The sequence below is a fragment of the Hymenobacter sp. 15J16-1T3B genome (assembly GCF_020711235.1).
In the GTDB taxonomy this organism is placed as follows: domain Bacteria; phylum Bacteroidota; class Bacteroidia; order Cytophagales; family Hymenobacteraceae; genus Solirubrum.
Genome location: NZ_JAJFAV010000003.1, coordinates 270,102 through 294,364, shown reverse-complemented (window position 1 = coordinate 294,364; position 24,263 = coordinate 270,102). Strand labels below are relative to the sequence as shown.

Below are 24,263 nucleotides of genomic sequence, written 5' to 3'. Positions count from 1 at the left end.
GGGCGGGCAACGCCGGCGCCCGGGCCCACCCGCAAGAAAAAAAGCCGCCGCGAGCTAACTCGCGGCGTCTATGGCCAAGCCGGCACCCGGGGCCTTAGCCGCGGCGTCCGTCAGGGTCGTGGCCGGCGTGGCCGTTGCGGCCACCGGCTCGGCCACGGGCAGCAGCAGCACGGGCAGCGCGGCGCGGCGCAGCACGCGGGCCGTCACGCTGCGGTGAAACAACTGGCCCAGGAAGCTGCGGCGCCGGGCCAGCAGCACCAGCAGGTTGGCTTCGCGGGCGGAGGCGGTGCTCAGCACGCCTTCTTCGGGCGTTTCCGCCAGGGGCTGGCTGAAATCAATTTCGGCCTCCAGCGGCAGCAAGCCACTGCGCTGCACGTTGCGCAGCACTTCGTTACGGCTCCGGCTGCTTTCGGGCGTAGAGGTGTAGACCAGGGTCGGGGCCGCTTGCCAGGTGCCCAGCAGCTCTTGCAAAATCCCACCGGCGGCGGCCGTCACCACAAACGGCTCCCCGTCGATGCCCACCACCACGCGGCGCGGGGGCAGCAGGGCCGCGGTTTCGGGCACCAGCAGCGCCGGGTACGGGCTGTGGCGCAGCAGCGGCAGGGCGCGGTTGGTCAGCAGCGCGTCGAAATACCGCTCGGCGCTGCTCAGGCCCAGCACCAGCAGCAGAGGCTGGTAGCGGGCCACGGCGGCTTCCAGCGCGTCGCCAAACGCCCCGTCGACGACCTCGGCCGTGGTGGGCACCAGCATGTCGGCAGCAATGCCCTGCAGGGTCTCGGTGACCTGCTGCCGGTCGTAGTACATCACGTCGCCCACGGCCAGGCCCGATTCGGCGGGCACGACGGGCGGCTGGTACACGTGCAGCAGCACCACGCGGGCGCCGAGGGGGCCGGCCAGCTGGGCGGCGTAGCGGCGGGCGCGTTCGGCCGCCGGCGAGAGGTTGGTCAGTACGACGAGGGTGTCCATGCGAAGGAGCGGTTTGGAATACGGCGTAAAAGTGCTCCTCCTCCACGGCCGCCGGCATGACGCTCGTCAGGGCCGCCGGCTGATATTGCTCAGGTCCGCGGCTGCTACAGGCCGCGCGCCCGCAGCAGCCGGGCCAAAGGCGAGCCGGGCCGCACCAGCGGCTTGAGGTCGGGGTAGCTGATTTCAATAACTGTGGGCCCGACCACGTACGGCGCAATTTCGTAGGGATTGTACCCGAAGCCCAGGCCCGCCGGCGTCAGGTGGAAGCCCTGCTTGGGCAGCGGCGCCAGCGGCTGGCCGTCGGGCCCCGCGGGCCACCAGAGTTGCGCTGTGTCCCCCTCGATGTCGTCGTGGTAGAAGTCGGCATAACCCGGGTCGGTGCGCAGGCGGGCGCTCAGCAGCCGGCGCAGGGGCAGCTCGAAGCCGGGGCGCAGCAGGTCTGTCAGCTGCAGCTCCCGGCCCGCGCGCAGGTCGAAGGTGCGGTAGCTGGAGCCGCTGTTGGGGTGGACGCCAAACCCGTCCACGAGTTCGAACTGCTCCACCGATAGCAGGTCGTCGGCGTTGTAAGTCAGCCAGGCCGAGCGGACTACCCGGCTGCACTCCCCTTCTTCGCGCAGCTGCTGGTCGAGGTAGCGCTGTAGCCGGGCGGGTGGCGCCGGCAGCAGGGCCCGCGCCACCCGCCCGACGGCCGCGGACGGGTAAGGCAGCAGCACGTGCACCACGCCAAGCTCGAAGCGCAGCGTGTCGGCGGGGTTGCCGCACTCCCGCGACTGGGCCGTAGCGGGCATTTCACTCTCGTAGGCTTCGAGGACGTAGCGCACGGCGCCGGCATAGTCTTCGCGCAGACGGAAGGGCAGCCGGCGCCGGCCGTCGGGGCTGAGCCAGGTGCCACTGAGCTCCGGCCCGAGGGGCTGCTGGGCCTGCCAGCGGCCACTCAGGCGGCCGCCGTCGGTTTCGCGGAACACGAGGGGCGCGCCCGCCGCCGGCCGCGCCGCCAGCGTCAGCGGCCCGCCGCGGCGCTGGTAGTAATAGGTGCCGCGCACCGAGTCGGCCACGGTCAACTCCAGCACCACTGGCGCGGCGCCCACCGTGCCCACGTAGCGCCGGTACGAGCTGAGGGCGGGGCCCGCCGCCGTCGGGTGGGCGGGCGCCGACGGCCCCTCGCTCGCTGCCGCCGCGGTCGAATCGACTCCGGCAGCCAGGGTACCGGCCACGGGCGGAGCGGCGTCAGCGGGCAGGCGCCGCGATTCGCAGGCAGTCAGCAGGCTTAGGGCGAGTCCGACGCCGCGCAAGCGTTGGCAGGAAGTATTCAGCATAGCGTGGAGTATCCGGTGGCAAGTTTACCACAAGCCCCGCTGCTGCAGCATGCGCGCCAGCGCCGAACCCGGCTGCACCAGGGGCCGCAGCTCGCGGTAGGGAATGACCACCGGCACGCCCTGCACGGCGTGCGGGGCGCCGAAGTCGCCGAGCAGGCAGTAGGCGCCTTCGCTGTCGAAGCCCAGCTCCGGCAGGTAGGCGGGCCCGCCCGGCTCGTTTAGGCCCAGGCTGCTGGCGTAGGGGTGCATCCGCAGCCGGCGCAGCAACAGGCGGCTCAAAGCCGGCTCCCGCCCTGCGCGCAGCCAGGCGGTCCGCTTCAGCAGGCGGCCGGTGCGCAGGTCGTAGGTGGCCAGCTCGTTGGCGCTGTTGGGGTAGGCGCCGCCGGCGTATTCGCCCTCGCTGTGCTGCACCGACAACAGGCCGTAGCCGTTCAGGGCCACTTGCACGTCACCGTAGAAGCCGAAGGTGCCTTCGCAGTCGGCCTGGTCCAGCTCCACGGCCAGCTGGCTGCGGCGCTGCTCGGGCAGCGGGCACTGCAGGGCGCGCAAGGCCGGCTGCAGGGTGTCGGGGCCGAGCAGGTGCAGGACGGTGCGCGACACTTCGGGCCGGCGCGGCCCACCGCCTTCCTCCTCGGGCCCGGGCGGGCAGGTCGCGCCGTGGGCTTCTTCGCGCAGCAGCTCGTAGCGCACGGCGCCGGTGTAGTCCTCGCGCAAGTGGAAGGGCTTCCGGCGCCGGCCGTCGGGGCTGAGCCAGGTGCCGCTGAGCTCCGGCCCGAGGGGCTGCGTGGCCTGCCAGCGGCCGGTGGGCACGGTTTCGTCCGGAGCGTCGGGCTTGGGCGCGCCTTCCTCCAGAACCAAGGGCTGGCCCGGGCGGTAGTTCTTGCCGACGCTGAGGATTAGGGGCTGGCCCTGCCGCTCGTAGTAATAGACGCCGTCGAGGCGACCTTGGGGCGCCTCGGGGCCGGGCGGGGTGATGGTCAGTGTCAGCACCACCGGCGCGGTGCCCACCGTGCCCACGTAGCGGTGGGTGCCGGTGAAGGGCCCGGCCGGGGCGGCAGCGTCTTGGGTAGCAGCCGGCGCGCCGGGAGCAGCCGCAGGAGCAGTTGCCATCTTGGCGGCGGGCGCTTCGGAGGCTGCGGCGGAGTGGGAATCGGACTGCTGGCAGGCGCCCAGACCGAGCAGCAGCGACCATAGGCCGGTATAGCGCAAGCGGTGAATAAGCATACTCGGGGGGTTATTTACCCGCTGAGCGGCTTAGTTCCTGGGCCGACGCCGCATCCGCAGCCAGCCCCCGCTCCCGCAGCATAGCCGCCAGCGGGCCGTCGGGCCGGATCAGCGGCAGCAACTCCCGGTAGCTCAGCGCTACGCCGATTTGACGGCCGGTGCGCACGGAGCCGGCCCAGACCAGTCTGGCGTCGTCGCGCTGGTCGTAGCTGAATTGCAGGCCGGTGGGCACCACGCTGAAGCCGCTGCGAGGCAGCTTGCCATCGGCCCCGACGCGGCCGTAGCCCCCGGTTTTCCACACCGCGGCCAGCTTCCCGAGCAGCAGTTGCCGCAGCCGGGGTTGGTAGCCGGGGCGCAGCAGGTCGGGTAGCTGCAGCTCCCGGCCGGTGCGCAGATCGAAGTTGCGCACGTCCGTCCACTCGTCAATGGTATTCGCGGTGGGGTTTAGCTCTTTGTGCCAACTCACCACCGAGAGCAGGTAGTTGGTGTTGCATACGACGTACAGGGCCTCTTCCCGCAGGTAGCCGGCCGGCTTGCCCAGCAGCGCGGTCTGCAGGCGGTTTTTCACGGCAGACGCGGCTACGGGCGGCCCCAGCACCCGCCGTAGCCGCTGCTCGGCGGCGGGGTGGCCGGGCAGGCGCACGCGCAGGTAGCTTTGCTCGTAGTGCGTCCAGCTGCCGGCCGGGCGGGTGGCGTCGGGGCGGGAAACCGGGCAACGCAGCTGCCAGGTTTCGAGCTCGTAGTGGGCCGCGTCGTGGTAGTTCTCGCGCAGGGCAAGCGGAACCGAACGGCGGCCGTCGGAGCTGCGCCAGGTACCGGTAATGGCGGGGCCAGCCGGCGCGTCGAGCTGCAGCCAGCCCGTCACGCGGAATGCATCCGGGGCGCGTTCCTCAAACACCCGGGGCGGGCGCGGCTCGGAGGCTTTCGGCGTCAGGTCCAGGGCGCGCCCCAGCCGGTCGTAGGCGTACTCGCCTCGGCAGCCCAGGTGGCCCGAATCCAGCTGCAGCGTCACGGGCAGCTGGCCGATGGTGCCGCGCCAGCGCCGGTTGGAGGTTAGCCAATGGCTCAGGCCGGATGCGCGCCGGACTGCCGCACGCGGGGCCTCCCGGCCCGGGCCACCCGCCGCGCTTAACAGCAGCAGGCCGACTAACGGCAGGTGCAGGTTCATCGGGCTACTTCAGCTGCGCCCCGTAGCGGCGCACCGTCGCCGTGGCCGGGCCGCCGCTGGCCGGCAGCTTCACCTCGAACAGGTAGCTGAACTCGTCGTCGCCGATGGCCTTGACGGGCCGCGGCGCGCCCAGGGCCTCGATGGTTTCGAGCACCGTGTTGGAGTGGCCCACCACCAAGGCGGCTTTGCCGGCCGGCGTCACCTGGCGGATGCGGGTGGCTAGCGCGGCCAGGCCGGGCGCGTCGGCCACGTACGACTCGGGGTTGAGCTTGCGGGCCGAGGCCAAGGGCGCGGCCGTGTCGCGGGTGCGCTTGGTGTCGGTGCAGTACACGGCCACGATGGGCTCTTTGCGCAGCGCGTCGCGCAGGGCTTGGGCGCGTTGCTCCCCGGCGGCGCTCAGGGGCTGCTCGGTGGGCTTCTGCGGGTCGGTCAGCGGGCCTTTTTCGGCGTGGCGCACCAGATACACGGTCACGGCCTTGGGCTTGGCAGCGTCGGGCGCGGGCAAGGTGGCGGCGCCAAGCAAGGGCAGCAGGCAGAGCAAACGAATCAGAAAAGGCATAAGCAAGAATAGAAAGCGGGTAGACCACAGACGCGCCCGCGGGGCCGAACGTGGCTTGAACGGGCCGCGTGGCGGCTTATTTCAGGGCTAGAATTTGTTTTAGCTCGGCTTCCGGCACGGTCAGCAGGCCCACTTTGGGCAGGCGCTCGGTGAGGGTGCGCCAGTTGGGCTCCTGCCGAAAAATGGGCTGCAGTAGCTTTTTGGCTTCGGCCACCTGCCCCTTGTTGGCCAGCGTGATGGCGTGCCAGTAGCGCATTTCCAAGTTGTGGGGGAAGGCTTGCTCGGCGGCCTGGTACTCGCGCACGGCGGCGGGCATGTCGTTTTTCTCCACGGCCAGGTCGCCGGCGTTCATGTGGTCGTAGGCGCGCTGCAGCTGCAGCAGGCGGCGCAGCTCCTTGAGCGGCTCCGGGGCGTCGTCCACGCGCAGATCCACCAGCCGGTCGTCCCAGGGCGCGTCGGAGGCCTGGGCGCGCACCACCAGCAGCGCGGCCGACTGCCGCCCGCGGATGTCGCCGCCCTGGGCCTGGGCCGCGTCGAGGGCGGCCAGCAGGCGCTCGGGCAGCGGCAGCTGGGCGTTTTGCTCGAAGGCCCGGGCCATGGCGGGCCACACCTTGTCGGAAAGCATCATGTTGGCCTGCACCGAAAACCCGGCGCCCTGCTGGTGCCCGGCCATGTCGACGCATTTTTTCCCCGTGTGGGTGGCCACGTTGCCCTTGCTGTCGACTATGGCCACCTGGCGCACGTCGCGGCCTTCGTCGGTGCGCAGCAGCTCGTCGAGGGTTTGCTGGGCGGTTTTGCCGCTTTTCAGCAGGGCCAGCCCGCGCGGCCCGAAGGACTTGTTGGTAAACGACTGGGTGGCAATGGCTCCCACCCCGGCCTCGGCCCACGACACGGCCGTGCCCACCGAAAACCAGTGGCTTTGCACGGCCACGGCCAGGTCGCCCGTTTTCGGGTCGCGGGCCACGATGGAATAGGTGTGAGCAAACGGCTCCTGGGTGCGGTAGAGCTGCTGGGCCCGGGCCGGGCGGAGCAGCCAGCGGCCGCGCCGCGGCAATGCGGGGAATAGCATAACGGGAATGGTTGAAGCGAAACAATCGGGGCGGGCAAGATACGCCGGCGGCCGGGTTTGCGCCCTCACGCCAGCTTCACTTCGCCGCGCTACGTTTCGGCCACAACCGTCACCTCAACCCACGTTTCTTCCATGAAAAAGTACCTGCTGCTCCTAGCGGCCATCTGCTGCGCGGCCGCCGCGGCTTCGGCCCAAACCACGCCGAGCACCACCACCACGACCTCAACCACCCAAACCGGCAAAAAGGCCGGCAAGGTGATGAAAAAGGACGCCAAGGACGCCGGCGTGCCCAAGAAAGACGCCAAGGACACCAAGAAGATGATGAAGAAGGGTGACATGCAGAAGACCACCACGACCACCACCGAAGGCTAGGCCCCGCGGATGCATCCCGCGGGCAGCTTTGCCCGTTGAACTCCTAATCTCAACTATTCCCCCCACTCCGACCATGAAAAAGTACCTGTTGCTGCTTGCCGCCGGCGCCCTGCTCAGCACCGCAGCCTCGGCCCAAACTACGCCGACCAAAACCACCACGACCACCCAGTCGGGCACCACGTCGACGCGGACCAAGACCATGACCACGCCCAGCGGCCAGACCAAAACCTCGGGCCAGTACAAGTCCTCGTCGCAGCACCACAAGACGATGACCCATACCACCCCCAGCGGCGTGACCAAGACCCAGACCTCGAGCACGGCGACCAAGTCGACGGTGAAGCAGTAAGGCCTACCCCTGGCCTGAAACGCGACGCGCCCCGGTCCTTGCGGACCGGGGCGCGTCGTTGTTTTCGGGGCATTGTCGGGCCGTTATTGCGCTAGCCTTGCGGGTTGGCCGGGCCGTAGTCGCCGGGGCTGACGGGCGTGGGCTCGGCCGGCTCGGCGGGCGTGGGGCGGCCGGGCAGCTGCAGCGTCCAGTCGCCCTGCAGCGCGCGCAGGCCGGCGTGGTGGGTGAAGTCGAACTGGCAGGGCACAATGCTCACGTAGTTGTGGGCCAGGGCCCATTCGTCGGTGTCTTCGGCCTGGGGCTCTTCGTTGAGGAAGTTGCCGAGCACCCAGTAGTAGGGCCGGCGGTACGGGTCTTGGCGGGTGTCGAATTCTTCCTGCCACTTGGCGCGGGCCTGCCGGCACACCTTGGCCCCCACGATGGGCGCGTCGGATTTCTTGGGAATGTTCACGTTCAGGGCCGTGCCGGCGGGCACGCCCTTGCTAAGCGCCTCGCGGGCCACGTGTTCAATCCACGGCTCGGCGTGCGAGAAATCGGCCTGGTGCGAAAAGTCGCAGAGCGAGAAACCGATGGCGGGCAGCCCCTCAATGGCCGCTTCCAGCGCCGCCGACATCGTACCGGAGTAAATCACGTTGACCGAGGCGTTGGAGCCGTGGTTGACGCCCGACACGACCAAGTCGGGCCGGCGGCCTTTCAGCACGAGGTGCTTGGCAATCTTGACGCAGTCGGCCGGAGTGCCCGAGCAGGTGTAGGCCTCGATGCCCTCGAACAGCTGGCTGCGGTCGAGGCGCAGCGGTTCGCTCAGGGTAATGGCGTGGCCCATGCCCGACTGCGGGGCCGCGGGGGCCACAATCACCACCTCGCCGAGGCGGCGCATCACGCGCACGAGCACCGCAATGCCGGGGGCGGCAATGCTGTCGTCGTTGGAAATCAGAATCAGCGGCTGCTTGGGGGCGTCGGCACTCACGGGCAAAATCAGGTTGGTCGGCAGTAAATACGGCGGCAAAGGTAGCGGCGGCTGGCTTGCGGGCGAGCCGTGCTTCGTATCAAACTGATTGGCGGCATTTTACGGCGTGTTTTTCAAACTTTCCCGCCGGAGCGCGGCGGGGTGACCGGGACGTGCGGGCAGCAAATGCCCCTGCTCCGCAGTAGGTTTGGGGTATGCTTCGCCTCGCCTCCGCCCTGCCCGCCGCCTTCGCCCTGCTGTCGGCCTGCACCTCCACCGAACCGACGGCCTCGGCCCCGACGGCCACCGCCGAGCCGGCCGCTGCTGCTCCCGCGCCGGCTCCCGCCCCGGCGGCCATTCCACTGGCCAAGGACGAGCACCTGCTGCTCAAGCCGGGCTACGCGGGCCAGCTGCGCATCAACATGAACGAAGCCGAGTTGCTGACGCTGCTGCCGTCGAGCAGCCTGACGAAAACCACGCGGCGCTTGGAGGGCATTGAGTACCCTGCCTACGAGTACCGCCCCGACGACGCGCCGGCCGGCACCCCGCCCCTGCTGCTGGAGCTGGTGGGCGCCATCGAAGACGGCGGCAACCGCCTCTGGCGCGTGCAGGTGCAGGACGCGCGCTACCGCACGGCCGAGGGCCTGGGCGTGGGCAGTACCTACGGCGAGGTGCGCCGGGCCTACGGGGTGCAAACCATCGAGCAGGCCGAGGGCAACGTGGCGGCCGTGTCGGAGCGCGTGGGCATGACGTGGCTGCTGGACCGGCGCAGCCTGCCGCTGGGCCGGGTGCTGCGCAAGGACGACATTCCGGCCGGTACGCGCATCACCGGCATTATACTTTACCAGTAGAACTTGGCTTTTGGCGCTGCGAATCAGCGGGCGTTTGTGTACTTTGGCGACGCCGGCCCGCCGCATTGCCCCACCTGCAGCCTCCTGGGCGGGCCGCCCTCACCCCCACTCCTAGCCCGCCGCCATGCCCCTGCTCGAAAACCGTTACCGCTACGCCGACCTGGGGCTGCTCGTACTGCGCCTGGGCCTGGGCGTAATGATGGTCATTCACGGCTACCCCAAGCTGATGGGCGGCCCGGAAAAATGGACGGCGCTGGGCGGGGAAATGCGCCACCTCGGCGTCGGCTTTGCCCCCACCGCCTGGGGCTTGGCCGCGGCCGTGGCCGAAACCATCGGCGGGCAGTTGCTGGTGCTCGGGCTGCTGTTTCGCTGGGCCTGCGCGGCGCTGCTCATCACGATGGTGGTGGCGGCTGTGTCGCACCTGGCCACCGGCGAGGGGTTCAGCGGCTACTCCCACGCGGTGGAAAACGGCTTTGTGTTCCTGGGGCTGCTGCTCATCGGGCCGGGCCGCTACAGCGCCGACCATCAGTTGTTTCCGCCCAGCCGGCTGCGGTACTAAGGCGTTGGCGCGTTTGTCCACGGCAGCGCACCGGTTTGGGCTTCAGCAACTGGCATGCCTGGGCTTCGGGCTGGCCGTTGTCGCCAGCGGCACGTCTTGCACCTCCGGTCGACGGATTTCTTCCGCCCCCATCGAGCACGGCGTCCTCGTTGCTTTCGATACCATTTCGGTCCGCGACCTGGCGGTGGGCGACACGCTGCGGTTGTCGTACGCCCACGACTGGCCCCATGAGTGCCTGGCGGTGGTGCGCGAACCGCAAACGGTGCGCGCCTACTGGTACCGTTACCAAGATCCGGGAGCCTACGTGCCTATACAATTCGCCGATACGGCCGCGCGTTTTTACGCGCGCAACCGCGGAAAATGGCAGGAGCTGGCCCGCAGCACGGTGGCGGCCGGCCCGGCCCTGGACAGCCTGCAGACCGTTTTGGCAGAGTTGTACGGCCACCGCTCGACCTGGATTAACATCATCCCCAAGGTGTACTACCTGCAGCTGGCCACGCGGCGCTCGTACGTGCGCGACCAGTCGGCCCGGTTGCGCAGCGAGCAAACGTTGCGACGAATTCTGCAGCTGACGGTACCGCCCGCCGCGCCCCAGACGCGCCGGGTCGGTGGCCAGCGCAAATAGCGCCGACGCACTTTCGCCGCTTCGTGGCATCTTGCCGCCCCGAACACGTTTCCCATGCTTGCTACCCTCATGCTAGCCGCCGCCCTGACTTCCCCACCCGCCGACAAGCCCGACTGGCGCACGCCCTTCGAGAAAGGCAACGGCAACACCACGGCCACCTACGCCGAATGCCTGGCCTACTACCAGCGCCTCGACGCGGCCTACTCCGAACTCACCCTGCGCCCGGCCGGCCCCACCGACAGCGGCGAGCCGCTGCACGAGGTGGTCATTTCCCTCGACGGCGACGCGGACCCGGCCTCGGTGCGGCGCAAAAACCGGCGCGTGGTGTTTATCCAGAACGGCATCCACCCCGGCGAGCCGGAGGGCATCGACGCCTCCATGATGCTGGTGCGCGACTACCTGCAGCAGAACAAGCTGCGCGAGCAGCTGCAGAACGTGACCCTGGTGGTGGTGCCCGTTTACAACGTCGACGGCATGCTGAACCGCAACCGCACCACCCGCGTGAACCAGAACGGGCCCGAGCAGTACGGCTTCCGCGGCAACGGCCGCCACTACGACCTCAACCGGGACTACATCAAGCAGGAGTCGCGCAACGCCCGCTCCTTTGCCGAGCTGTTTCAGCGCTGGCGGCCCGAAGTGTTCGTGGAGACGCACACCTCCAACGGCGCTGATTACCAGTACACCATGACGCTCATTGCCTCGCAGAAGGACAAGCTGCACCCGGTGCTGGGCCAGTACCTGCAGCAGCGCCTGCTGCCCGCCCTCTACGGCGGCATGGACAAGCGCCAGTGGCCGATGACGCCCTACGTGGACTTCGACGGACAAACCCCGGAAAGCGGGCTGATCGGCTTTTCCGACTCGCCACGCTACTCCACCGGCTACGCGGCCTTGTTCAATTGCATCGGCTTCATGCCCGAAACGCACATGCTCAAGCCTTTCAAGCCGCGCGTGGAATCCACCTACGCCCTGCTCGACGAGGTCATCCACTTCGTGCACCGCGACGCCGAGGAGCTGGGGAAAGCCCGCGCCGAGGCCGACCGGCAACTGCTGGCCCAGACGCTGTTTCCGCTGACCTGGCAGCTGGATAAGTCGGCCGTGGACGAAGTGCAGTTTCGCGGCTACGAGGGCCGCACCAAGCCCAGCGAGGTCAGCGGCCAGCCCCGGCTGTACTACGACCGCGCCGCGCCCTACGTCCGCCCGGTGAAGTACTACAACACCTACCGCCCGGGCGTGTCGGTGGCGAAGCCGGCCGCCTACCTGATTCCGCAGGCCTGGGAAACCATCATCGAGCGGCTGCGGCGCAACGGCGTGCAGCTGCAGCGCCTCAGCCAAGACGCCACCGTGGAGGTCGAGGCCCAGTACATCGAGGAGTTCCAGACCACCCCGCGCCCCTTCGAAGGCCACTACGTGCACTCGAAAGTGGAGCTGCGCCCGGTGCGTCAAACCCAGCACTTGCGCCGCGGCGACTTTGTGGCCCGCCTCGACCAGCCCGCCGCCCGCTACCTGGTGGAAACGCTGGAGCCGCAGGCCGTCGATTCCTTTTTCGCCTGGGGCTTTTTCGACAGCATCCTGCAGAGCAAGGAGCACTTTTCCGACTACGTGTTCGAGGACCTGGCCGCGGCGGTGCTGCGCCAGCACCCGGAGCTGCGCCAGCAGCTGGAAGCGCAGAAAAAAGCCGATGCCGCCTTCGCCAAAGACGCCGCGGCGCAGCTGGAATGGGTGTACCGCCGCTCGGAGTACTCGGAGCCGGGCTACCGCCGCTACCCGGTGCTGCGCCTCACGGGCCAGGAGCCGCTAACGGTGACGGCGGCGCCGTAATGGATGGTTTCTTGCCGCCGGCACCCGGCCATTCGCCCCCGAACTGCATAGTTTCCCTGCTCCTTCCCTGCCTACCCGCATGTCCGCCATCCTCGACATTGAGCACCTGACCAAGCGCTACGCCCGCACCACCGGCGTGCAGGACCTCTCGCTGAGTGTGCCCGCCGGCAGCGTGTTCGGCCTGCTGGGCCCGAACGGCTCGGGCAAAACCACCACCCTGGGCATTGCCTTGGGCGTGCTGCACGCCAGCAGCGGCGCGGTACGCTGGTTCGGGGCGGCGCCCACGGCCGCGGCGCGGCGCCGGGTGGGCGCCCTGCTCGAAACGCCCAACTTCTTTCCCTACCTCTCGGCCCGCCAGAACCTGCAGATTACGGCCGACACCAAGCGGGCCAGCCCGGCCACCATCGACGCGGCCCTGGACACGGTGGAGCTGGCCGGGCGGCAGCACGAGCCGGTGCGCGGCTTTTCGCTGGGCATGAAGCAGCGCCTGGCCCTGGCCGCCGCCCTGCTCGGGCAGCCCGAAGTGCTGGTGCTCGACGAGCCCACCAACGGCCTCGACCCGCAGGGCATTGCCGACGTGCGCCGCCTCATCCAGCGCCTCGCCAGTGAGGGCCGCACCATCATCTTGGCCAGCCACCTGCTCGACGAAGTGCAGAAGGTGTGCACCCACGCCGCCGTGCTCCACCATGGCCAACTGCGCGCCGCCGGCCCGGTCGGCCACATTCTGGCCGCCACCGACCGCGTGCACCTGCGCCTGGCCCCCGACGCCGACCCGCAGAGCTTGCTGCGGGCCCTGGCGGCCGTGCCCTTTGCCCACGACGTTCAGCCCGCCCCCGGCGGAGCCTGCTCGCTCACGCTGGCCGCCGGTCATACTCCCGCCGACCTCAACCGCGCCCTCTTCGCCCAAGGCTTGGCGCTGGCGCACCTGAGCAACGAGCCGCGCAGCCTGGAAACCCAGTTTTTGCAGCTGATTCAGCATTCCTAACTCAGCATTTTACCTTATGCTTCGCACCGAGCTTCACAAGCTGCTGCCCTACCGCACCGCCTGGGTTATTCTGCTGCTGTTTACCGGCTTGCTGGCCGCCACGGTGGCCGGCGCCGGCGGCGTCAACGTCAACGGGCAGCAGCTGGGGCAGGCGCTGTACGCGCTGCCGGGGCTGTGGACCAACCTGACGTACCTGGCCAGCTATTTTTCCCTGCTGCCGGCGTTTCTGCTCATCATGCTCATCACCGACGAGTTTCAGTACCGCACCTTCCGCCAGCAGGTCATCGACGGGGCCTCGCGTGAGCAGCTGGTGCTCGACAAGCTGCTGGTCACGGCCCTGCTGGTGGCCTGGGCCGTATTGTCGGTGCTGCTGGTGGGCGCGTATTTTGGCCTGACGCGGGCCGCCGGGGCCAGCCTGCCGGCGGTGCTGGCCGCCGCCCCGCGGCCCCTGCTGCTCTACGCGGCGCAGTTGCTGGGCTACCTGTCGCTGGCGGCGCTGCTGGCCGTGCTCATTCGCAAAAGCACGCCGGCCATCGTGGCCCTGCTGCTCTACGTGTGGGTGGCCGAGCGCCTGATCCGCTATTTTCTGCCCGACACCATCGACCGGTTTCTGCCCATCAAGGCCCTGGACATCCTCACGCCCTCGCCCTTTGCCCAAACCCTCGACACCGTGCTGGGCCCGAGCGGCGCCCTGCTGCCCGGCGAGGCGGTGCCCGTCGCCCTGGCCTGGGCGGCGCTGTTTTGGCTGCTGAGTGCGGCCGTGTTGCGCACCCGCGACCTGTAGCCCCTACCTTTACGCACGGACGGTAGCTTTTCCGCCGTCGCCCGATGCGCATGCGTCTGACTACTACTTTGCTTACCGGCGCGCTCCTGGCACTGGCCGGGGCGGCCACCGCCCAAACGCCTTCCCCCGCGCCCACCGCGGCCCCGAGCCCGCAGGAGCGCGCCCAGGCCGAAGCCGCGGCCGTGCGGGCCCGCGCCGCTGCCGCCCTGCAGGCCCGCACCGAAGCCGACGCAGCCGCCAAAGCCGGCGGCATGCGCATGGCCGGCCCCATGGCCGCGGCCCAGCTCGTCTACGGCGACTACAGCTGCACCCACAACGCCTGGGACGCCAGCGGCAAGCGCCTGAACTTCATTCCCAAGGGCGTCATTCAGCTCAACGCCAACGGCACCTACCGCTACCTCGACGGCAACACCACCGGCCGCTACACCTACGACCCGGCCACCCGGCAAGTAACTTGGCTCACGGGCTATTTCGCCGAGCGCGGCGCGGTCAAGACGACGTTTTCCACCGTCGACAAAGCCGGGCAGCTCGACATCGAGCTGACCACGGGCACCGGCACGCAGAATTGGAGCTGCGGCTGCGGCCGCAAGTAGGCCCGGTCAGCGCGCGTCGGCGGCTTGGCGGCGCAGGGCGTTGGCGTAGCTGACGAGGCGCGCCAGGTCGTCGGAGGTGTTGAAGCTGAGCCGCTGCTGCCGCGCATACTCCTCGATTTGCGCGGCCTCGGCCTGAAAATAGGCCAGCAGGTGCCGGCGCGGGTTGCGCAGCGCCAGCACTTCGCCCGCCGGAGTCGCCAGAAAAAATTGACTCTGGGCCGACACGATGTAGCCCACCGTGCCGCGCGGCAGTCCCCCGGCGGGATACGCCGACAGAAACATGGGGTCGGTGGAAGACACGGGGCGCTCCACGAGCTGCTGACGCCGCAGCAGCAGCGTCGGGCCGGCGCTGAGCTGCTCGAAGAAGGCGGGCGTGCGGTAGTCGGCGTACTCCGCCCCGTGATTCCAGCGCAGGCTGCGAAATACCCGCGTGGCATTCGGCTCGGCCCGCTGGGGCAGCAGCGCGGGCAGGGGCGCGCCCTGGGCACTGCTCAGCGCCGGCGTCCGGCGCGGCTCGGGCAGCTCGGCGGGCATGTCCAGGTACTCGCCCGCGCCCGTCAGCTCGCCGCGCACGGCAAACGCCCGCACCATAGCCGCCGACGCCGTGCGCACCGAGCGGTCGGCCTGCTGCACCAGCAGTAAGTCGCGGTCGGCGTAGTACGTGAGGGGCCCGCGCAGCGTGTCGCCGGAGGTGAGCAGCACGGTGCTATAGGCAAACTGCTGCACCAGGGGGCGCTGGGCCCGGGCGCCCGGGCTCCAGAGAAAAGCGGCCGCCAAGCCGGCCAGCAACGTGCGCGCAACATGGGCTTTCATAGCCCTAATAAGATACGCCGAATATCGTTGATATAAGCACGGTTATGGGCAGTATCGCAGGCATCTTGTTTTGCCTGCCTAGTCTTGCCGAGCTGCCCGCTGGTCTGCGCTGCTCGCAGAATCGCACGGAAGATATGGCTGGGGTTTGACTGCGCCGGAGAGGTCGTCAATCAGCCCCTTGCTCCTGGCACAGTCGGTATCCCAGAAACCGGTTGGCGCGCTGTGGTTTCAGCCACCAAAACCGGTGCCGCAGCCGCGCCGGTACGGCTCAATCAGGCGGACCAATATTTCATGTTTACAGCAGCAAAAAGCCCCCATCCAAGTGCGGACGCGGGCTTTTTGTTGATTGCCGTAAGCTCGGGCTATTCGGCGGAGGAAAGCATTTCGGCGGCAGCCTGGGCGGGGTGCGGGCCGCGGTCCTTGGTGAGGATGGTGTGGCCCAGCTTGTCGCGCTTGGTGGTCAGGTACCGCTCGTTGTGCTCGTTGGGCGCCACCTCGATGGGCACCGTGTCCACGATTTCGAGGCCGTAGCCGATGAGGCCGGTGCGCTTGCGGGGGTTGTTGGTGAGCAGGCGCATCTTCGAGATGCCCAGGTCGCGCAGAATTTGGGCGCCCACGCCGTAGTCGCGCTCGTCCATGCCGAAGCCCAGCTCCAGGTTGGCTTCCACGGTGTCGCGGCCTTGCTCCTGCAGCTTGTAAGCCTTGAGCTTGTTGAGCAGCCCGATGCCGCGGCCTTCCTGGTTCATGTACACGAGCACGCCCTTGCCTTCGCGCTCGATCTGCTGCATGGCGTGGTGCAGCTGGGGGCCGCAGTCGCAGCGGCAGGAGCCGAAGATGTCGCCGGTGACGCAGGAGGAGTGCACGCGCACCAGCACGGGTTCGTCGCCCGAAATGTCGCCCTTGACCAAGGCCAGGTGCTGGGCGCCGGTGCTGCGCTGGGTGTAGGCAATCAGGTCGAAGTCGCCCCACTGAGTGGGCATCTTCACCGAAATTTCGCGGTCGATGAGGCTTTCCTTCTGCAGGCGGTACTTGATCAGGTCCTGCACCGAAATCAGCTTCAGGCCCCACTTGTCGGCAATCTGGCGCAGCTCGGGCAGGCGGGCCATTTCGCCGTCTTCCTTCAGGATTTCGACGAGCACGCCGGCGGGCTCAAAACCGGCCAGGCGCGAAAGGTCGATGGCCGCTTCGGTGTGGCCGGCGCGGCGCAGCACGCCTTCCTTGCGGGCTTTCAGCGGGAAAATGTGGCCGGGTTTGCCCAGTTCTTCCGGATTGGTCTCGGGGTCGATGAGGGCCAGGATGGTCTTGGAACGGTCGGAAGCCGAAATGCCGGTGGTCACGCCGTTCTTCAACAGGTCCACCGACACGGTGAAGGGCGTCGCGTGCAGGGCGGTGTTGCGGCCCACCATCAGTTCCAGGCCAAGCTCTTCGCAGCGGTCCTCGATGAGCGGGGCGCACACCAGGCCGCGGCCGTGGGTGGCCATGAAGTTGATGACTTCGGGCGTAGCGCAGCGGGCGGCGCAGATAAAGTCGCCTTCGTTTTCGCGGTCTTCGTCGTCCACTACTACCACCACTTTGCCGGCGCGGATGTCGGCAATGGCGTCTTCGATGGGGTCAAGCATGGCTTGCGGAGAAAGGGCGGCCGGCCAGGGGAAGCGGGCCGCGGTGGGAATCTGGGCTGACAACCGCCAGCGGCTCCACAAAGTTAACGGCCCGGCCGGAATCGTTGGCGGTAGTGACCGAACAGTTGTTAGGCTGCGGCCACGATTGGGAAGCTACCCAAGCAGCAGCCCTGCTTTGCGTCGCCCGCAGCAACAATTCCCAGGGCAGTTCGCCGCGGCCACTCTACGCGCGCCCGGGCCTCTGATTCAGCCGCTCAACGCCCGAGCCGGCGCTATTTGGCCCCGGCTGTACCGACTAAGAATGCGTCGAGGGCCGCTAGTTCGGCTTCCAAGCCGCGCAGCCGAGCCGTTCGCAGCGCTTGCTCGGTAGCCGAAAAAGGCTCGGTGGCCTGGGCCGTTTCCCGCGCCAGTTCTCCCAGCCAGCCCAGGTCCTGGGCCACATTGGGGGTAGCCGCGGCCCAGCGGGACGCGGGGTCGATGGGTGCAGCCAGCGCCACGGGCAAGGTCGTGAGTGCCCAGCGGCGACGCTCGTAGGCTAGTTGCAGCAGCCCGCGCTTGTCCAGCACCGATTGCTCCTGCACCAGGGCAGCCTGCACTTCCCGGCGGCGCTGCAACAGCGCGAGGGTGTCCGCAGCAGCCGTTCCGGCCAGGAAGTGAAGCGTTTCCGGGGCCGACGGCCCCTCTCCTTCCGGCGGCGGCAATTGGCGCGCCAGCACCAGCAGGCGACGAAAGGCCGCTTCGGGCAAATTGCGCCGGCCGGCTTCGGCGTGGGCCAGCAGCGTACGCCCAACGCCGACAAAGCGGGCCAGCTCGCTTTGGGTCAGGGCAAAGTGGGCCCGCACCAGAACGGTCAACGAATCGGTACGCGGCAGATGACTTGGCATAGCTAAGGAAACAGAGCCGCCAGCAGATTTCCTTTCCAAAATTACCGGCTATGCCTGCCTACGCGATGCTAAATACGAGGTTGTCACAACAGGCTAAGGCTAGACAGACAATGTGACACAACTGTCACAATTAAACACTGAAAGAGCAACAGTGTGACAATATTTGTCACACTGTTGGCTAGCACGTAGACATTGGTGACAAGCTGTTTTTGTCAGAATCTAGCCTGATTTCTTTAGCGTCACTATCTCATCTTGCCCCGCTGCCTAGCGGAGCAAACGGGGCCTATTCTGCCAGCAGCCGCGCCAGCCGCTCGGTGGTGCCTTCCCAGGTGTACCGTTCGCGCACAAACTCGCGGCCCTGCAGGGCCAGGCCCTCGGCTTCGGTAGGGCGGTCCAGCAGCTGGCAGATGCTCTCGGCCAGCCCGGCGGTGTCGGCGCCCACGAGCAGGTGCTGGCCGGGCGTGCCGCCGAGGGCGTTGTTGGCCAGCGGGGTGGTGACGCTGGGTCGGCCCATGGCCATGGCTTCGAGCAGCTTGTTTTGCAGGCCGGTGCCGGTGCGCATGGGCGCTACAAATACCCGCGCCGAGGCGTAGGCCGTGCGGATATCGGGCAGCCAGCCGCTGACTTTGACGCTGTCGGACTGCAAGGCCAGCACCCGGGCCGCGGGCGTGGTGCCGGCCAGCAGCAGCCGGGCCGCGGGGTGGCGGCGCTGCACGGCGGGCAGGATGCCTTCGGCCAGCCACTCGGCCGCTTCCACATTGGGGTGGTAGGCCATATTGCCGCAGAACACCAGCTCGAACGGTTCGTCGGCCGCCACGGCGCCGGGCCGAAAAAACTCGGTGTCGATGCCGTTGGGCACCACCTGAATGCGCTGCCGCTGCTCGTGGTCGATGAGCTGCCGGTCCTGGTCGCTGATGATGGTGTGGTGGCGGAACCAGTCGAAGGCGCGGGCCTCGTACTGCTGCAGGCGGCGGGCTTCCAGGGCCATGACGGGGCGCTGCCACACGGGCGCCTTGCTGGCCCAGCGTTGCATGCCGGTCGAAAACACGTCCATGTAATCGAGCGTGAAGGGTACGGCGCGGGCGTGGGGCCGGGCGTACTCGGCCATGCGAATCAGCTGGCAGTAGCCGCGCTCGGGCCGGAACTGGCGCACCACCTCGGCCAGGCGGCGCTGGGCCGCCGCGTCGTGGAAGTAGCCGACCTGGAAGGGTTGGCCTTTGAGGCCGGCCAAGGCCATGTTGGCGGCAATGCCGGGCTTCTGCAGCCGGTGCACGTGCACGCCGCCCCGGCAGAGCGGGGCCACGGCCGCGTGGGCTTCGGGGGTCACGTCCTCGTCGCTGAGGGCGAACAGGCATAGCTCGAAGTGCCGGGCGAGGTAGCGCAGCTGGTGAAACGCGCGGAGTTTGTCGCCCTTGTCGAGCGGATACGGAAAGCGGGACAGCAGGACGAGAAGCTTCATCGGGGCGGCAAAGCTACGGCTTCGCCCGCTCCCACGCGCCGGTACAGCTCCACAAAGCGCTGCACCACCTTATCGTTGTCGTAGAGCAGGCGGGCGGTGCGCTGGGCCTGCTCGCCCACGCCCTTGTAGCAAAACTCGCCGTGGCAGTACTGGCGCAGCACCTCAATCCACTGCTGCGGGTCGTCGCACACCAGGATGTCGTGCAAGTGGCGCACGGCAATGCCCTCGGAGCCCAGCCCCGTGCTGATGATGCACTTGCCCAGGGCCATGCCCTCGATGATTTTCACGCGCATGCCCCCGCCGGAAAGCAGCGGCACAATCATCACCTCGTACTGCTGCATGAACACCGGCGCCGACTCCACGAAGCCGTGCACCTGCACCCCGGGCACGCGCAGGTCGCGGATGTGGTCGGGCATGTTTTTGCCGGCCACGTGGAGCACCAGTTCGGGGTGGTTGCGGCGGGCTTCGGGCCACACGTGCTGCAGAAACCACTCCAGCCCTTCCTGGTTGGGCCGCCAGTCGAGGGAGCCGAGGAAAAACAGCGTTTTGGGTTGAGCCTTGATGCCGGGGTCGGGCTGCACGCGCGTCAGGTCGACGCCGGCGGGGATGAACACCACCGGCTCCTGGCAGCCCAACTGGCGCAGGCGGCGCTGGTCGGGCTCGGTGATGGCGGCCACGGCCGAAAAGCGGGGCAGGTACTGCGCTTCGAAGCGCTTGAGGCGGCGGGCCAGGTGGCGCAGGTAGCCGGCCTTGAGCCCCTGCCGCTCGTTGCGGGCCAGCTGGTCCCAGATTTCGTGCTCCACGTTGTGGGCCCGCAGTACGGTGGGCACGCCGGGCGCCACGCGCCGCACCACGTCCACGTACCAAGCCACGAAAGTGCCTTCCATCTGCACCACGTCGAACGGCTCGGTGGTGAGCAGCTCGGCCAGCTTGGCGGCCAGGGCCTCGGACATGAAGCGCTCCACGTTGTAGGGATGCGGGCTGAAGAGCAGGTTGCGCAGAGCCTTGAGCGGGGAAAGCGCCGTGTCCACGTCCACCGTCACCAGGCGCAGGCTCGGGCCGAGGTGGGCCAGCGCGTCGGCGGCCTGCCGGTGCTTGGGCGTGTTGGCCGCGAGCAAGGTCACGGTGTGGCCGGCCCGCACGAGCCCGGCGGCCACGTCGTACATGGCAATGGCGCCGCCGTCGGTGGGCGGAAACGGGACGCGGGGACAGAGCTGAAGAACGTTCACAGGCCGGAGCGACTAAGCAGATGGACCACAAAGATAATGGGGAGAATAGCTGATTCGGCACGGCAAGCGCGCCGCGCCGGCCGTTATGCTGCGCAGGCAGGGCGGCCGCAGGTCGTCGATTCGGGGTTAGTCCCCTCACTCACCGCCGCAGCTCCTGCACCACGCGCATGATCTGCTCGTCGGTGCCGAGCAGGAGCAACACGTCGCCCTGGGCGGGGCGAAAATCGGCGGCGGGGCTGACCTCGAAGCGGCCGGCGCTGTCTTTGAGGCCGATGACGGTGGCGCCGGTGCGCGAGCGGACGTCCAGCTCGCGGATGGAGCGGCCGCGCAGGTCGGGGCGCAGGTCCTGGTACGACAACTCTTCCAGGCGCAGGCGGTTGGGGCCCAGGCCACTGATCATTTCCAGGAAACGGATGACCTCGGGGCGCATCACCAGATTGGCCATGTGCGAGCCGCCGATTTCGTCGGGCATCACCACCGAGTCGGCGCCGGCGCGCAGCAGCTTGCTTTCCGAGGTTTTGAGCGAGGCGCGGGCAATGATTTTCAGCTGGGGGTTCAGCTCGCGGGCGGTCAGGGTCACGAACACGTTGTCGGCGTCCTTGGGCAGCGCCGAAATCAGGGCGCTGGCCCGCTCGATGCCGGCCTGCTTGAGCGTTTCGTCGGCCGTGGCGTCGCCGAAGACCACTGGCACGGCCCCGTTGCCCAACGCCTCGGCGTTGGCCCGCATCAGTTCCTGGCTTTGCTCGATGATGACGACTTTGGCCCCGTTGGCGCGCAGCTCGTGGTAGGCCTTGCTGCCGTTGCGCCCGAAGCCGCAGACGATGACGTGGCCGTGGATGTGGCGAATTTCCTGATCGGTCATAAACATCTTGAAGAGGTTGCGCAGCTCGCCGTCGAAGAGGTACTGGGTGAGCACCGACACGAGGTAGGCCACCACCACCAGGTTGTAGAGGATGTAGAGCGACACGAACAGCTCCCCGCGTTCCGACAGCGGCTTGACTTCCTCAAAGCCCGTGGTGCTGATGGTGATGACAGTCATGTAGAAGGCCTGCAACCAGGTGTAGCCTTCGATGAGCATGAAGCCGGCCATGCCGATGCCCAAACTGAGCACCGAAAGGAGGATGGCCAGCATGAGCCGGCTGAGGTTGGCGCGTTTCCACATAGCTGCGAGTGGGGCGAAGATAGACCACAAAGGCCACGGATGCCGAACAGGATTCGGCGGATTTGGGCGGGCGCCGCGGGGCCGGGTTCCCGCAGCGGTGCGCGGAGGTTTCGCAGTTGTACGCAGAGGCTGGTTAACCTAGCTCCCGGGCAATTTCTGCACCCTGCACCGCGTTGGCACGGCTGTATGAAGCACTGCTACCCTCTGTCCCTATTGCCGTTGTTGCTGCCCGCTTCGCTGGCCGTGGCCCAGACCTCGGGCGTGCACGTGGCGCCGGGCAAGCCGGTGCGGGTGCAGCGCGGGCTACCGCCGCCGTATGTGCCGGCAAAAGCCCCTCAACCACCTAAACCGCTGGTGGAAGTACCCCGCTTCTGGCTAGCAACCGATAGCATGCAGCGGCACGAACAACACCTGCGCTTTTGGCAGTCCTTGCAAGGGAAGATTCAGTATCCGGCACCGGCCCTGCGCGCCCAGGCCGAAGGAATGTTTACTTTCCGGCTTGTGGTGGGGCCTGATGGCACAGCGCCACCCGCAGTGCTGGTACGCCGCTCCTTTACGCTGGCTGAATCAGGCGAAGAAAAGGCCGCGCTGGCCGCGATTGAGGCAGAAGGCCAACGGGTATTAGCTCGGTTGCGGTTTGTCCCTACCTCCCGGGCCGATACCGTTTTCGTGCCGCTCACCTTTTCCATTCGCTGATGGGTAAAGGTAACATGCCTGCGCAGAGAAACACGGCTGCAGCTCGTGCTACAGCCCAACACACGGTGGAGCATCCAAAGGCCTATCCTCCAGCAGCGCCAGGCCGGCTGCGCTTCACTCCTACCGCGAAATAATGGTGCCCAGCAACCCGGCCAACTGCATGTCCAGCTGCTTGAGGCTCTTGAAGATGGCCATCTGCGCCAGGTACTCCTCCACCTGGTTGGGGTTGAGCGAGTTCATGGTGTTCAGGCACTCGGTCAGCTCGCGCTCCACGTTGCACTTGTTCAGGCGCAGAATGGCGTTTTCGCAGGCCGTTTGCAGCTGGTCCAGCTCCCGCGGCACGTAGATCTGGTGGGTTATCCAGTTCGGGCTCAGCTCGTGCAGCTCCGTCACCAGGTCGGTAATGGCGGCGCGGATGTCGCCGCGCTCGTGGCGCACCAGCTCGCGGGCGTCGGGGAAGCGGCCGGCCTGCACGGCTTGGTTGCAGAGGTGCAGCAAATCGGCGTAGAGCGGGGTGCGGAAGGGCGTCTCGTCGACCTGCCCCAGCAAGTACTCGGCCACGGGCACGCCGTCGGCCAGGGGCTGGGCGGGGTAGTTCAGGATGAGGCGCACCACCTCCCGCTCGCAGGCCTGCTGCACGTCGGGCACCGGTTCCAGGTCGAGGGCGTCGCCGGTGGGCTCGCCTTCCTCGTCGCCCATGAATCCGTAGGCCTCGTCGGGCATGGAGTCGTCGTAGCCGGGGCTGGTGGGCCGGGGGCTGATGCCGGTGAGCTGGCCGCCGGGCTGCACCGAGGCGCCGCTGCTGGCCGGGCGCAGGGCAGCGTTGTTGCCGCTGGTGCGGGCGGGGCTGCCCGCCGCGGCACCGCCCGCACCGCCGGGGCGCGGGCCGGGCGCGGCCTGCTTCACCTGCTTGTTGTAGGCGTCGATGAGCACCTGCTCGTCGATGTGGAAGGTGACGGAGGTTTGCTGCAGAAACACTTGGCGCTTCAAGGGGTCGGGCACCTTGGCAATGCTTTGCAGCACCTCCCGAATGGCCTCGGCCTTTTTCACCGGGTCGTTGGCGGCGTCTTTGGCCACCAGCCGGGTCTTGAAGCTGATGAAGTCCTGGCTGTTTTCCTCCACGAAGCGGCGGAAGCGCTGGTCCCCCACCTTGCGGATGTAGGAGTCCGGGTCGTCGCCGTCGGGGAAGAGCACCACGCGCACGTTCAGCCCGTTTTCCAGGATGATGTCGAGCCCGCGCAGGGCCGCCCGGATGCCGGCCGCGTCGCCGTCGTAGAGCACCGTCACGTTGTCGGTGTAGCGGCTGATGAGGCGGATCTGCCCTTCGGTGAGCGAGGTACCCGACGAGGCCACCACGTTTTTCACGCCGCCTTGGTGCAGGCTGATGACGTCGAGGTAGCCCTCCACCAAGTAGCACAGCTCCTCCTGCCGGATGGCCTGCTTGGCCTGGTAGAGGCCGTAGAGCACGTCGGACTTGTGGTAGATTTCCGACTCGGGCGAGTTCAGGTACTTGGCCCCGGCCTTTTCGTCGCGGCGCAGGGTGCGCGCCCCGAAGCCGACCACGCGCCCCGAAATGTTGTGAATCGGGAACATCACCCGGCCGCGGAACCGGTCGTAGCGCCGGCCGTCTTCCTCGCGCTTAATCACGAGGCCGGTTTTCTCGAGGAACTTCACGTCGAAACCCGCCTGCTGGGCCGTGGTCAGCACGTCGTCCCACTTATCCAGCGAGTAGCCCAGCTCGAAGGTGTCGATGGTCTGCTGGTTCAGGCCCCGCTCCTTGAGGTAGGCCCAGCCGATGCTCTCCCCTTCTTCGGAGTCGCGCAGCAGCGTTTTGTAGCGGTTCTTCGCCCAATCCGACACGATGTACTGCGAGTCCCGCTCGTTTTGGGCCAGCTGCTGCTCGGGCGTCTTTTCCTCTTCCTTGATTTCGACGCCGTACTTCTTGGCCAGCCACTTGATAGCCTCCGGGTAGCTCACCGACTCGATGTCCATCACGAAGCGCACCACGTCGCCGGCCTTGCCGCAGCCGAAGCACTTGTAAATGCCCTTGGCCGGCGCCACCGAGAAGGAAGGCGACTTTTCGTGGTGGAAAGGGCAGCAGGCCCATAGGTTCTGCCCCTTCTTCTTCAGCGAGACAAAGTCGCCGACGACCTCCACGATGTCGGCGTAATGGAGGACTTGGTCAATGGTTTCTTTGGGGATGAGGGCCAAAACGCGGGG

At 67.9% G+C, this 24,263-nt stretch carries 24 protein-coding genes; 10 read left to right on the top strand and 14 right to left on the bottom strand.

Going from position 1 to position 24,263, the window contains the following annotated elements; all coding sequences use genetic code 11:
- Positions 1 to 54 precede the first annotated feature (54 nt).
- The 6 genes from LJ737_RS07175 to LJ737_RS07150 all read right to left on the bottom strand — a co-directional run bounded on the left by LJ737_RS07175 (position 55) and on the right by LJ737_RS07150 (position 6,302).
- A complete protein-coding gene (locus LJ737_RS07175; RefSeq protein WP_227764142.1) occupies positions 55 to 966 on the bottom strand; it encodes a universal stress protein in 912 nt (303 codons plus the stop codon).
- A 104-nt stretch (positions 967 to 1,070) separates the two neighbouring features.
- Positions 1,071 to 2,282, bottom strand: coding sequence for an RsiV family protein (locus LJ737_RS07170; RefSeq protein WP_227764138.1), 1,212 nt, complete (start codon positions 2,280 to 2,282; stop codon positions 1,071 to 1,073).
- Between the two features lie 24 nt (positions 2,283 to 2,306).
- Positions 2,307 to 3,506 carry a hypothetical protein gene (locus LJ737_RS07165; protein ID WP_227764135.1) on the bottom strand — a complete coding sequence of 400 codons (1,200 nt, stop codon included), beginning with the start codon at positions 3,504 to 3,506 and terminating at the stop codon, positions 2,307 to 2,309.
- A 10-nt stretch (positions 3,507 to 3,516) separates the two neighbouring features.
- Positions 3,517 to 4,674: a hypothetical protein gene (locus LJ737_RS07160; RefSeq protein ID WP_227764134.1), complete on the bottom strand. Its 1,158-nt coding sequence runs from the start codon at positions 4,672 to 4,674 to the stop codon at positions 3,517 to 3,519.
- 4 nt (positions 4,675 to 4,678) lie between these two features.
- The gene (locus tag LJ737_RS07155; protein ID WP_227764132.1) at positions 4,679 to 5,233 is read right to left on the bottom strand and encodes a histidine phosphatase family protein; all 555 of its coding nucleotides are present in this window, start codon (positions 5,231 to 5,233) and stop codon (positions 4,679 to 4,681) included.
- Between the two features lie 76 nt (positions 5,234 to 5,309).
- Complete coding sequence (locus LJ737_RS07150) at positions 5,310 to 6,302, bottom strand: DUF1028 domain-containing protein (RefSeq protein WP_227764130.1); 993 nt, start codon at positions 6,300 to 6,302, stop codon at positions 5,310 to 5,312.
- A 132-nt stretch (positions 6,303 to 6,434) separates the two neighbouring features.
- Here LJ737_RS07150 and LJ737_RS07145 point away from each other — a divergent pair, with 132 nt between their 5' ends.
- Both LJ737_RS07145 and LJ737_RS07140 read left to right on the top strand, forming a co-directional pair.
- Complete coding sequence (locus LJ737_RS07145; protein WP_227764128.1) at positions 6,435 to 6,674, top strand: hypothetical protein; 240 nt, start codon at positions 6,435 to 6,437, stop codon at positions 6,672 to 6,674.
- A gap of 73 nt (positions 6,675 to 6,747) precedes the next feature.
- Positions 6,748 to 7,020 (top strand): hypothetical protein, encoded by a 273-nt coding sequence (locus tag LJ737_RS07140; protein WP_227764126.1) that lies wholly within the window; start codon positions 6,748 to 6,750, stop codon positions 7,018 to 7,020.
- Positions 7,021 to 7,111: 91 nt separating this feature from the next.
- Here LJ737_RS07140 and surE read toward each other — a convergent pair whose 3' ends face one another.
- A complete protein-coding gene (surE, locus tag LJ737_RS07135; protein ID WP_227764123.1) occupies positions 7,112 to 7,987 on the bottom strand; it encodes a 5'/3'-nucleotidase SurE in 876 nt (291 codons plus the stop codon).
- 194 nt (positions 7,988 to 8,181) lie between these two features.
- On the opposite strand from surE, the gene LJ737_RS07130 reads away from it, so the two are divergent.
- The 7 genes from LJ737_RS07130 to LJ737_RS07100 all read left to right on the top strand — a co-directional run bounded on the left by LJ737_RS07130 (position 8,182) and on the right by LJ737_RS07100 (position 14,181).
- On the top strand, positions 8,182 to 8,817 hold the full coding sequence (locus tag LJ737_RS07130) for a hypothetical protein (protein ID WP_227764121.1): 636 nt from the start codon (positions 8,182 to 8,184) through the stop codon (positions 8,815 to 8,817).
- Positions 8,818 to 8,941: 124 nt separating this feature from the next.
- On the top strand, positions 8,942 to 9,376 hold the full coding sequence (locus tag LJ737_RS07125; protein WP_227764119.1) for a DoxX family protein: 435 nt from the start codon (positions 8,942 to 8,944) through the stop codon (positions 9,374 to 9,376).
- A 13-nt stretch (positions 9,377 to 9,389) separates the two neighbouring features.
- Complete coding sequence (locus LJ737_RS07120; RefSeq protein ID WP_227764118.1) at positions 9,390 to 10,001, top strand: hypothetical protein; 612 nt, start codon at positions 9,390 to 9,392, stop codon at positions 9,999 to 10,001.
- Positions 10,002 to 10,055: 54 nt separating this feature from the next.
- Positions 10,056 to 11,819, top strand: a complete 1,764-nt coding sequence (locus LJ737_RS07115) for a M14 family metallopeptidase (protein WP_227764115.1) — start codon at positions 10,056 to 10,058, stop codon at positions 11,817 to 11,819.
- A gap of 79 nt (positions 11,820 to 11,898) precedes the next feature.
- Positions 11,899 to 12,804, top strand: coding sequence for an ABC transporter ATP-binding protein (locus tag LJ737_RS07110; RefSeq protein ID WP_227764113.1), 906 nt, complete (start codon positions 11,899 to 11,901; stop codon positions 12,802 to 12,804).
- Between the two features lie 16 nt (positions 12,805 to 12,820).
- Positions 12,821 to 13,588 carry a DUF2705 family protein gene (locus LJ737_RS07105; RefSeq protein WP_227764112.1) on the top strand — a complete coding sequence of 256 codons (768 nt, stop codon included), beginning with the start codon at positions 12,821 to 12,823 and terminating at the stop codon, positions 13,586 to 13,588.
- A 50-nt stretch (positions 13,589 to 13,638) separates the two neighbouring features.
- A complete protein-coding gene (locus LJ737_RS07100) occupies positions 13,639 to 14,181 on the top strand; it encodes a hypothetical protein (RefSeq protein WP_227764110.1) in 543 nt (180 codons plus the stop codon).
- A gap of 6 nt (positions 14,182 to 14,187) precedes the next feature.
- On the opposite strand, the gene LJ737_RS07095 is transcribed toward LJ737_RS07100, so the two are convergent.
- The 6 genes from LJ737_RS07095 to LJ737_RS07070 form a co-directional block, all read right to left on the bottom strand.
- The gene (locus LJ737_RS07095; protein ID WP_227764109.1) at positions 14,188 to 14,994 is read right to left on the bottom strand and encodes a hypothetical protein; all 807 of its coding nucleotides are present in this window, start codon (positions 14,992 to 14,994) and stop codon (positions 14,188 to 14,190) included.
- Between the two features lie 362 nt (positions 14,995 to 15,356).
- Positions 15,357 to 16,613, bottom strand: coding sequence for a bifunctional 3,4-dihydroxy-2-butanone-4-phosphate synthase/GTP cyclohydrolase II (locus LJ737_RS07090; protein ID WP_227764107.1), 1,257 nt, complete (start codon positions 16,611 to 16,613; stop codon positions 15,357 to 15,359).
- A 272-nt stretch (positions 16,614 to 16,885) separates the two neighbouring features.
- The gene (locus LJ737_RS07085) at positions 16,886 to 17,497 is read right to left on the bottom strand and encodes a helix-turn-helix domain-containing protein (protein ID WP_227764105.1); all 612 of its coding nucleotides are present in this window, start codon (positions 17,495 to 17,497) and stop codon (positions 16,886 to 16,888) included.
- A gap of 283 nt (positions 17,498 to 17,780) precedes the next feature.
- On the bottom strand, positions 17,781 to 18,956 hold the full coding sequence (locus LJ737_RS07080; protein ID WP_227764103.1) for a glycosyltransferase: 1,176 nt from the start codon (positions 18,954 to 18,956) through the stop codon (positions 17,781 to 17,783).
- Positions 18,953 to 20,185, bottom strand: a complete 1,233-nt coding sequence (locus LJ737_RS27085; protein WP_227764100.1) for a glycosyltransferase family 4 protein — start codon at positions 20,183 to 20,185, stop codon at positions 18,953 to 18,955. The genes LJ737_RS07080 and LJ737_RS27085 overlap by 4 nt, the downstream gene beginning before the upstream one ends.
- A gap of 139 nt (positions 20,186 to 20,324) precedes the next feature.
- Positions 20,325 to 21,347 (bottom strand): potassium channel family protein, encoded by a 1,023-nt coding sequence (locus LJ737_RS07070; protein WP_227764098.1) that lies wholly within the window; start codon positions 21,345 to 21,347, stop codon positions 20,325 to 20,327.
- A gap of 219 nt (positions 21,348 to 21,566) precedes the next feature.
- On the opposite strand from LJ737_RS07070, the gene LJ737_RS07065 reads away from it, so the two are divergent.
- Positions 21,567 to 22,043, top strand: a complete 477-nt coding sequence (locus LJ737_RS07065; protein ID WP_227764096.1) for a hypothetical protein — start codon at positions 21,567 to 21,569, stop codon at positions 22,041 to 22,043.
- 120 nt (positions 22,044 to 22,163) lie between these two features.
- Here the strand turns inward: LJ737_RS07065 and dnaG are convergent, their stop codons facing one another.
- Complete coding sequence (gene dnaG, locus LJ737_RS07060) at positions 22,164 to 24,254, bottom strand: DNA primase (RefSeq protein WP_227764094.1); 2,091 nt, start codon at positions 24,252 to 24,254, stop codon at positions 22,164 to 22,166.
- Positions 24,255 to 24,263 lie beyond the last annotated feature (9 nt).

Excerpts from the sequence above, each read along its gene's own strand:
- LJ737_RS07085 (WP_227764105.1), bottom strand. The coding sequence starts at position 17,497 with ATGCCAAGTCATCTGCCGCGTACCGATTCGTTGACCGTTCTGGTGCGG.
- LJ737_RS07170 (WP_227764138.1), bottom strand. The coding sequence starts at position 2,282 with ATGCTGAATACTTCCTGCCAACGCTTGCGCGGCGTCGGACTCGCCCTA.
- LJ737_RS07070 (WP_227764098.1), bottom strand. The coding sequence starts at position 21,347 with ATGTGGAAACGCGCCAACCTCAGCCGGCTCATGCTGGCCATCCTCCTT.
- LJ737_RS07130 (WP_227764121.1), top strand. The coding sequence starts at position 8,182 with ATGCTTCGCCTCGCCTCCGCCCTGCCCGCCGCCTTCGCCCTGCTGTCG.
- LJ737_RS07150 (WP_227764130.1), bottom strand. The coding sequence starts at position 6,302 with ATGCTATTCCCCGCATTGCCGCGGCGCGGCCGCTGGCTGCTCCGCCCG.
- LJ737_RS07175 (WP_227764142.1), bottom strand. The coding sequence starts at position 966 with ATGGACACCCTCGTCGTACTGACCAACCTCTCGCCGGCGGCCGAACGC.
- LJ737_RS07110 (WP_227764113.1), top strand. The coding sequence starts at position 11,899 with ATGTCCGCCATCCTCGACATTGAGCACCTGACCAAGCGCTACGCCCGC.
- LJ737_RS07105 (WP_227764112.1), top strand. The coding sequence starts at position 12,821 with ATGCTTCGCACCGAGCTTCACAAGCTGCTGCCCTACCGCACCGCCTGG.
- LJ737_RS07140 (WP_227764126.1), top strand. The coding sequence starts at position 6,748 with ATGAAAAAGTACCTGTTGCTGCTTGCCGCCGGCGCCCTGCTCAGCACC.
- LJ737_RS07090 (WP_227764107.1), bottom strand. The coding sequence starts at position 16,613 with ATGCTTGACCCCATCGAAGACGCCATTGCCGACATCCGCGCCGGCAAA.
- LJ737_RS07145 (WP_227764128.1), top strand. The coding sequence starts at position 6,435 with ATGAAAAAGTACCTGCTGCTCCTAGCGGCCATCTGCTGCGCGGCCGCC.
- LJ737_RS07160 (WP_227764134.1), bottom strand. The coding sequence starts at position 4,674 with ATGAACCTGCACCTGCCGTTAGTCGGCCTGCTGCTGTTAAGCGCGGCG.
- LJ737_RS07155 (WP_227764132.1), bottom strand. The coding sequence starts at position 5,233 with ATGCCTTTTCTGATTCGTTTGCTCTGCCTGCTGCCCTTGCTTGGCGCC.
- LJ737_RS07100 (WP_227764110.1), top strand. The coding sequence starts at position 13,639 with ATGCGTCTGACTACTACTTTGCTTACCGGCGCGCTCCTGGCACTGGCC.
- LJ737_RS07080 (WP_227764103.1), bottom strand. The coding sequence starts at position 18,956 with ATGAAGCTTCTCGTCCTGCTGTCCCGCTTTCCGTATCCGCTCGACAAG.
- LJ737_RS07115 (WP_227764115.1), top strand. The coding sequence starts at position 10,056 with ATGCTTGCTACCCTCATGCTAGCCGCCGCCCTGACTTCCCCACCCGCC.
- LJ737_RS07095 (WP_227764109.1), bottom strand. The coding sequence starts at position 14,994 with ATGAAAGCCCATGTTGCGCGCACGTTGCTGGCCGGCTTGGCGGCCGCT.
- LJ737_RS07125 (WP_227764119.1), top strand. The coding sequence starts at position 8,942 with ATGCCCCTGCTCGAAAACCGTTACCGCTACGCCGACCTGGGGCTGCTC.
- LJ737_RS07165 (WP_227764135.1), bottom strand. The coding sequence starts at position 3,506 with ATGCTTATTCACCGCTTGCGCTATACCGGCCTATGGTCGCTGCTGCTC.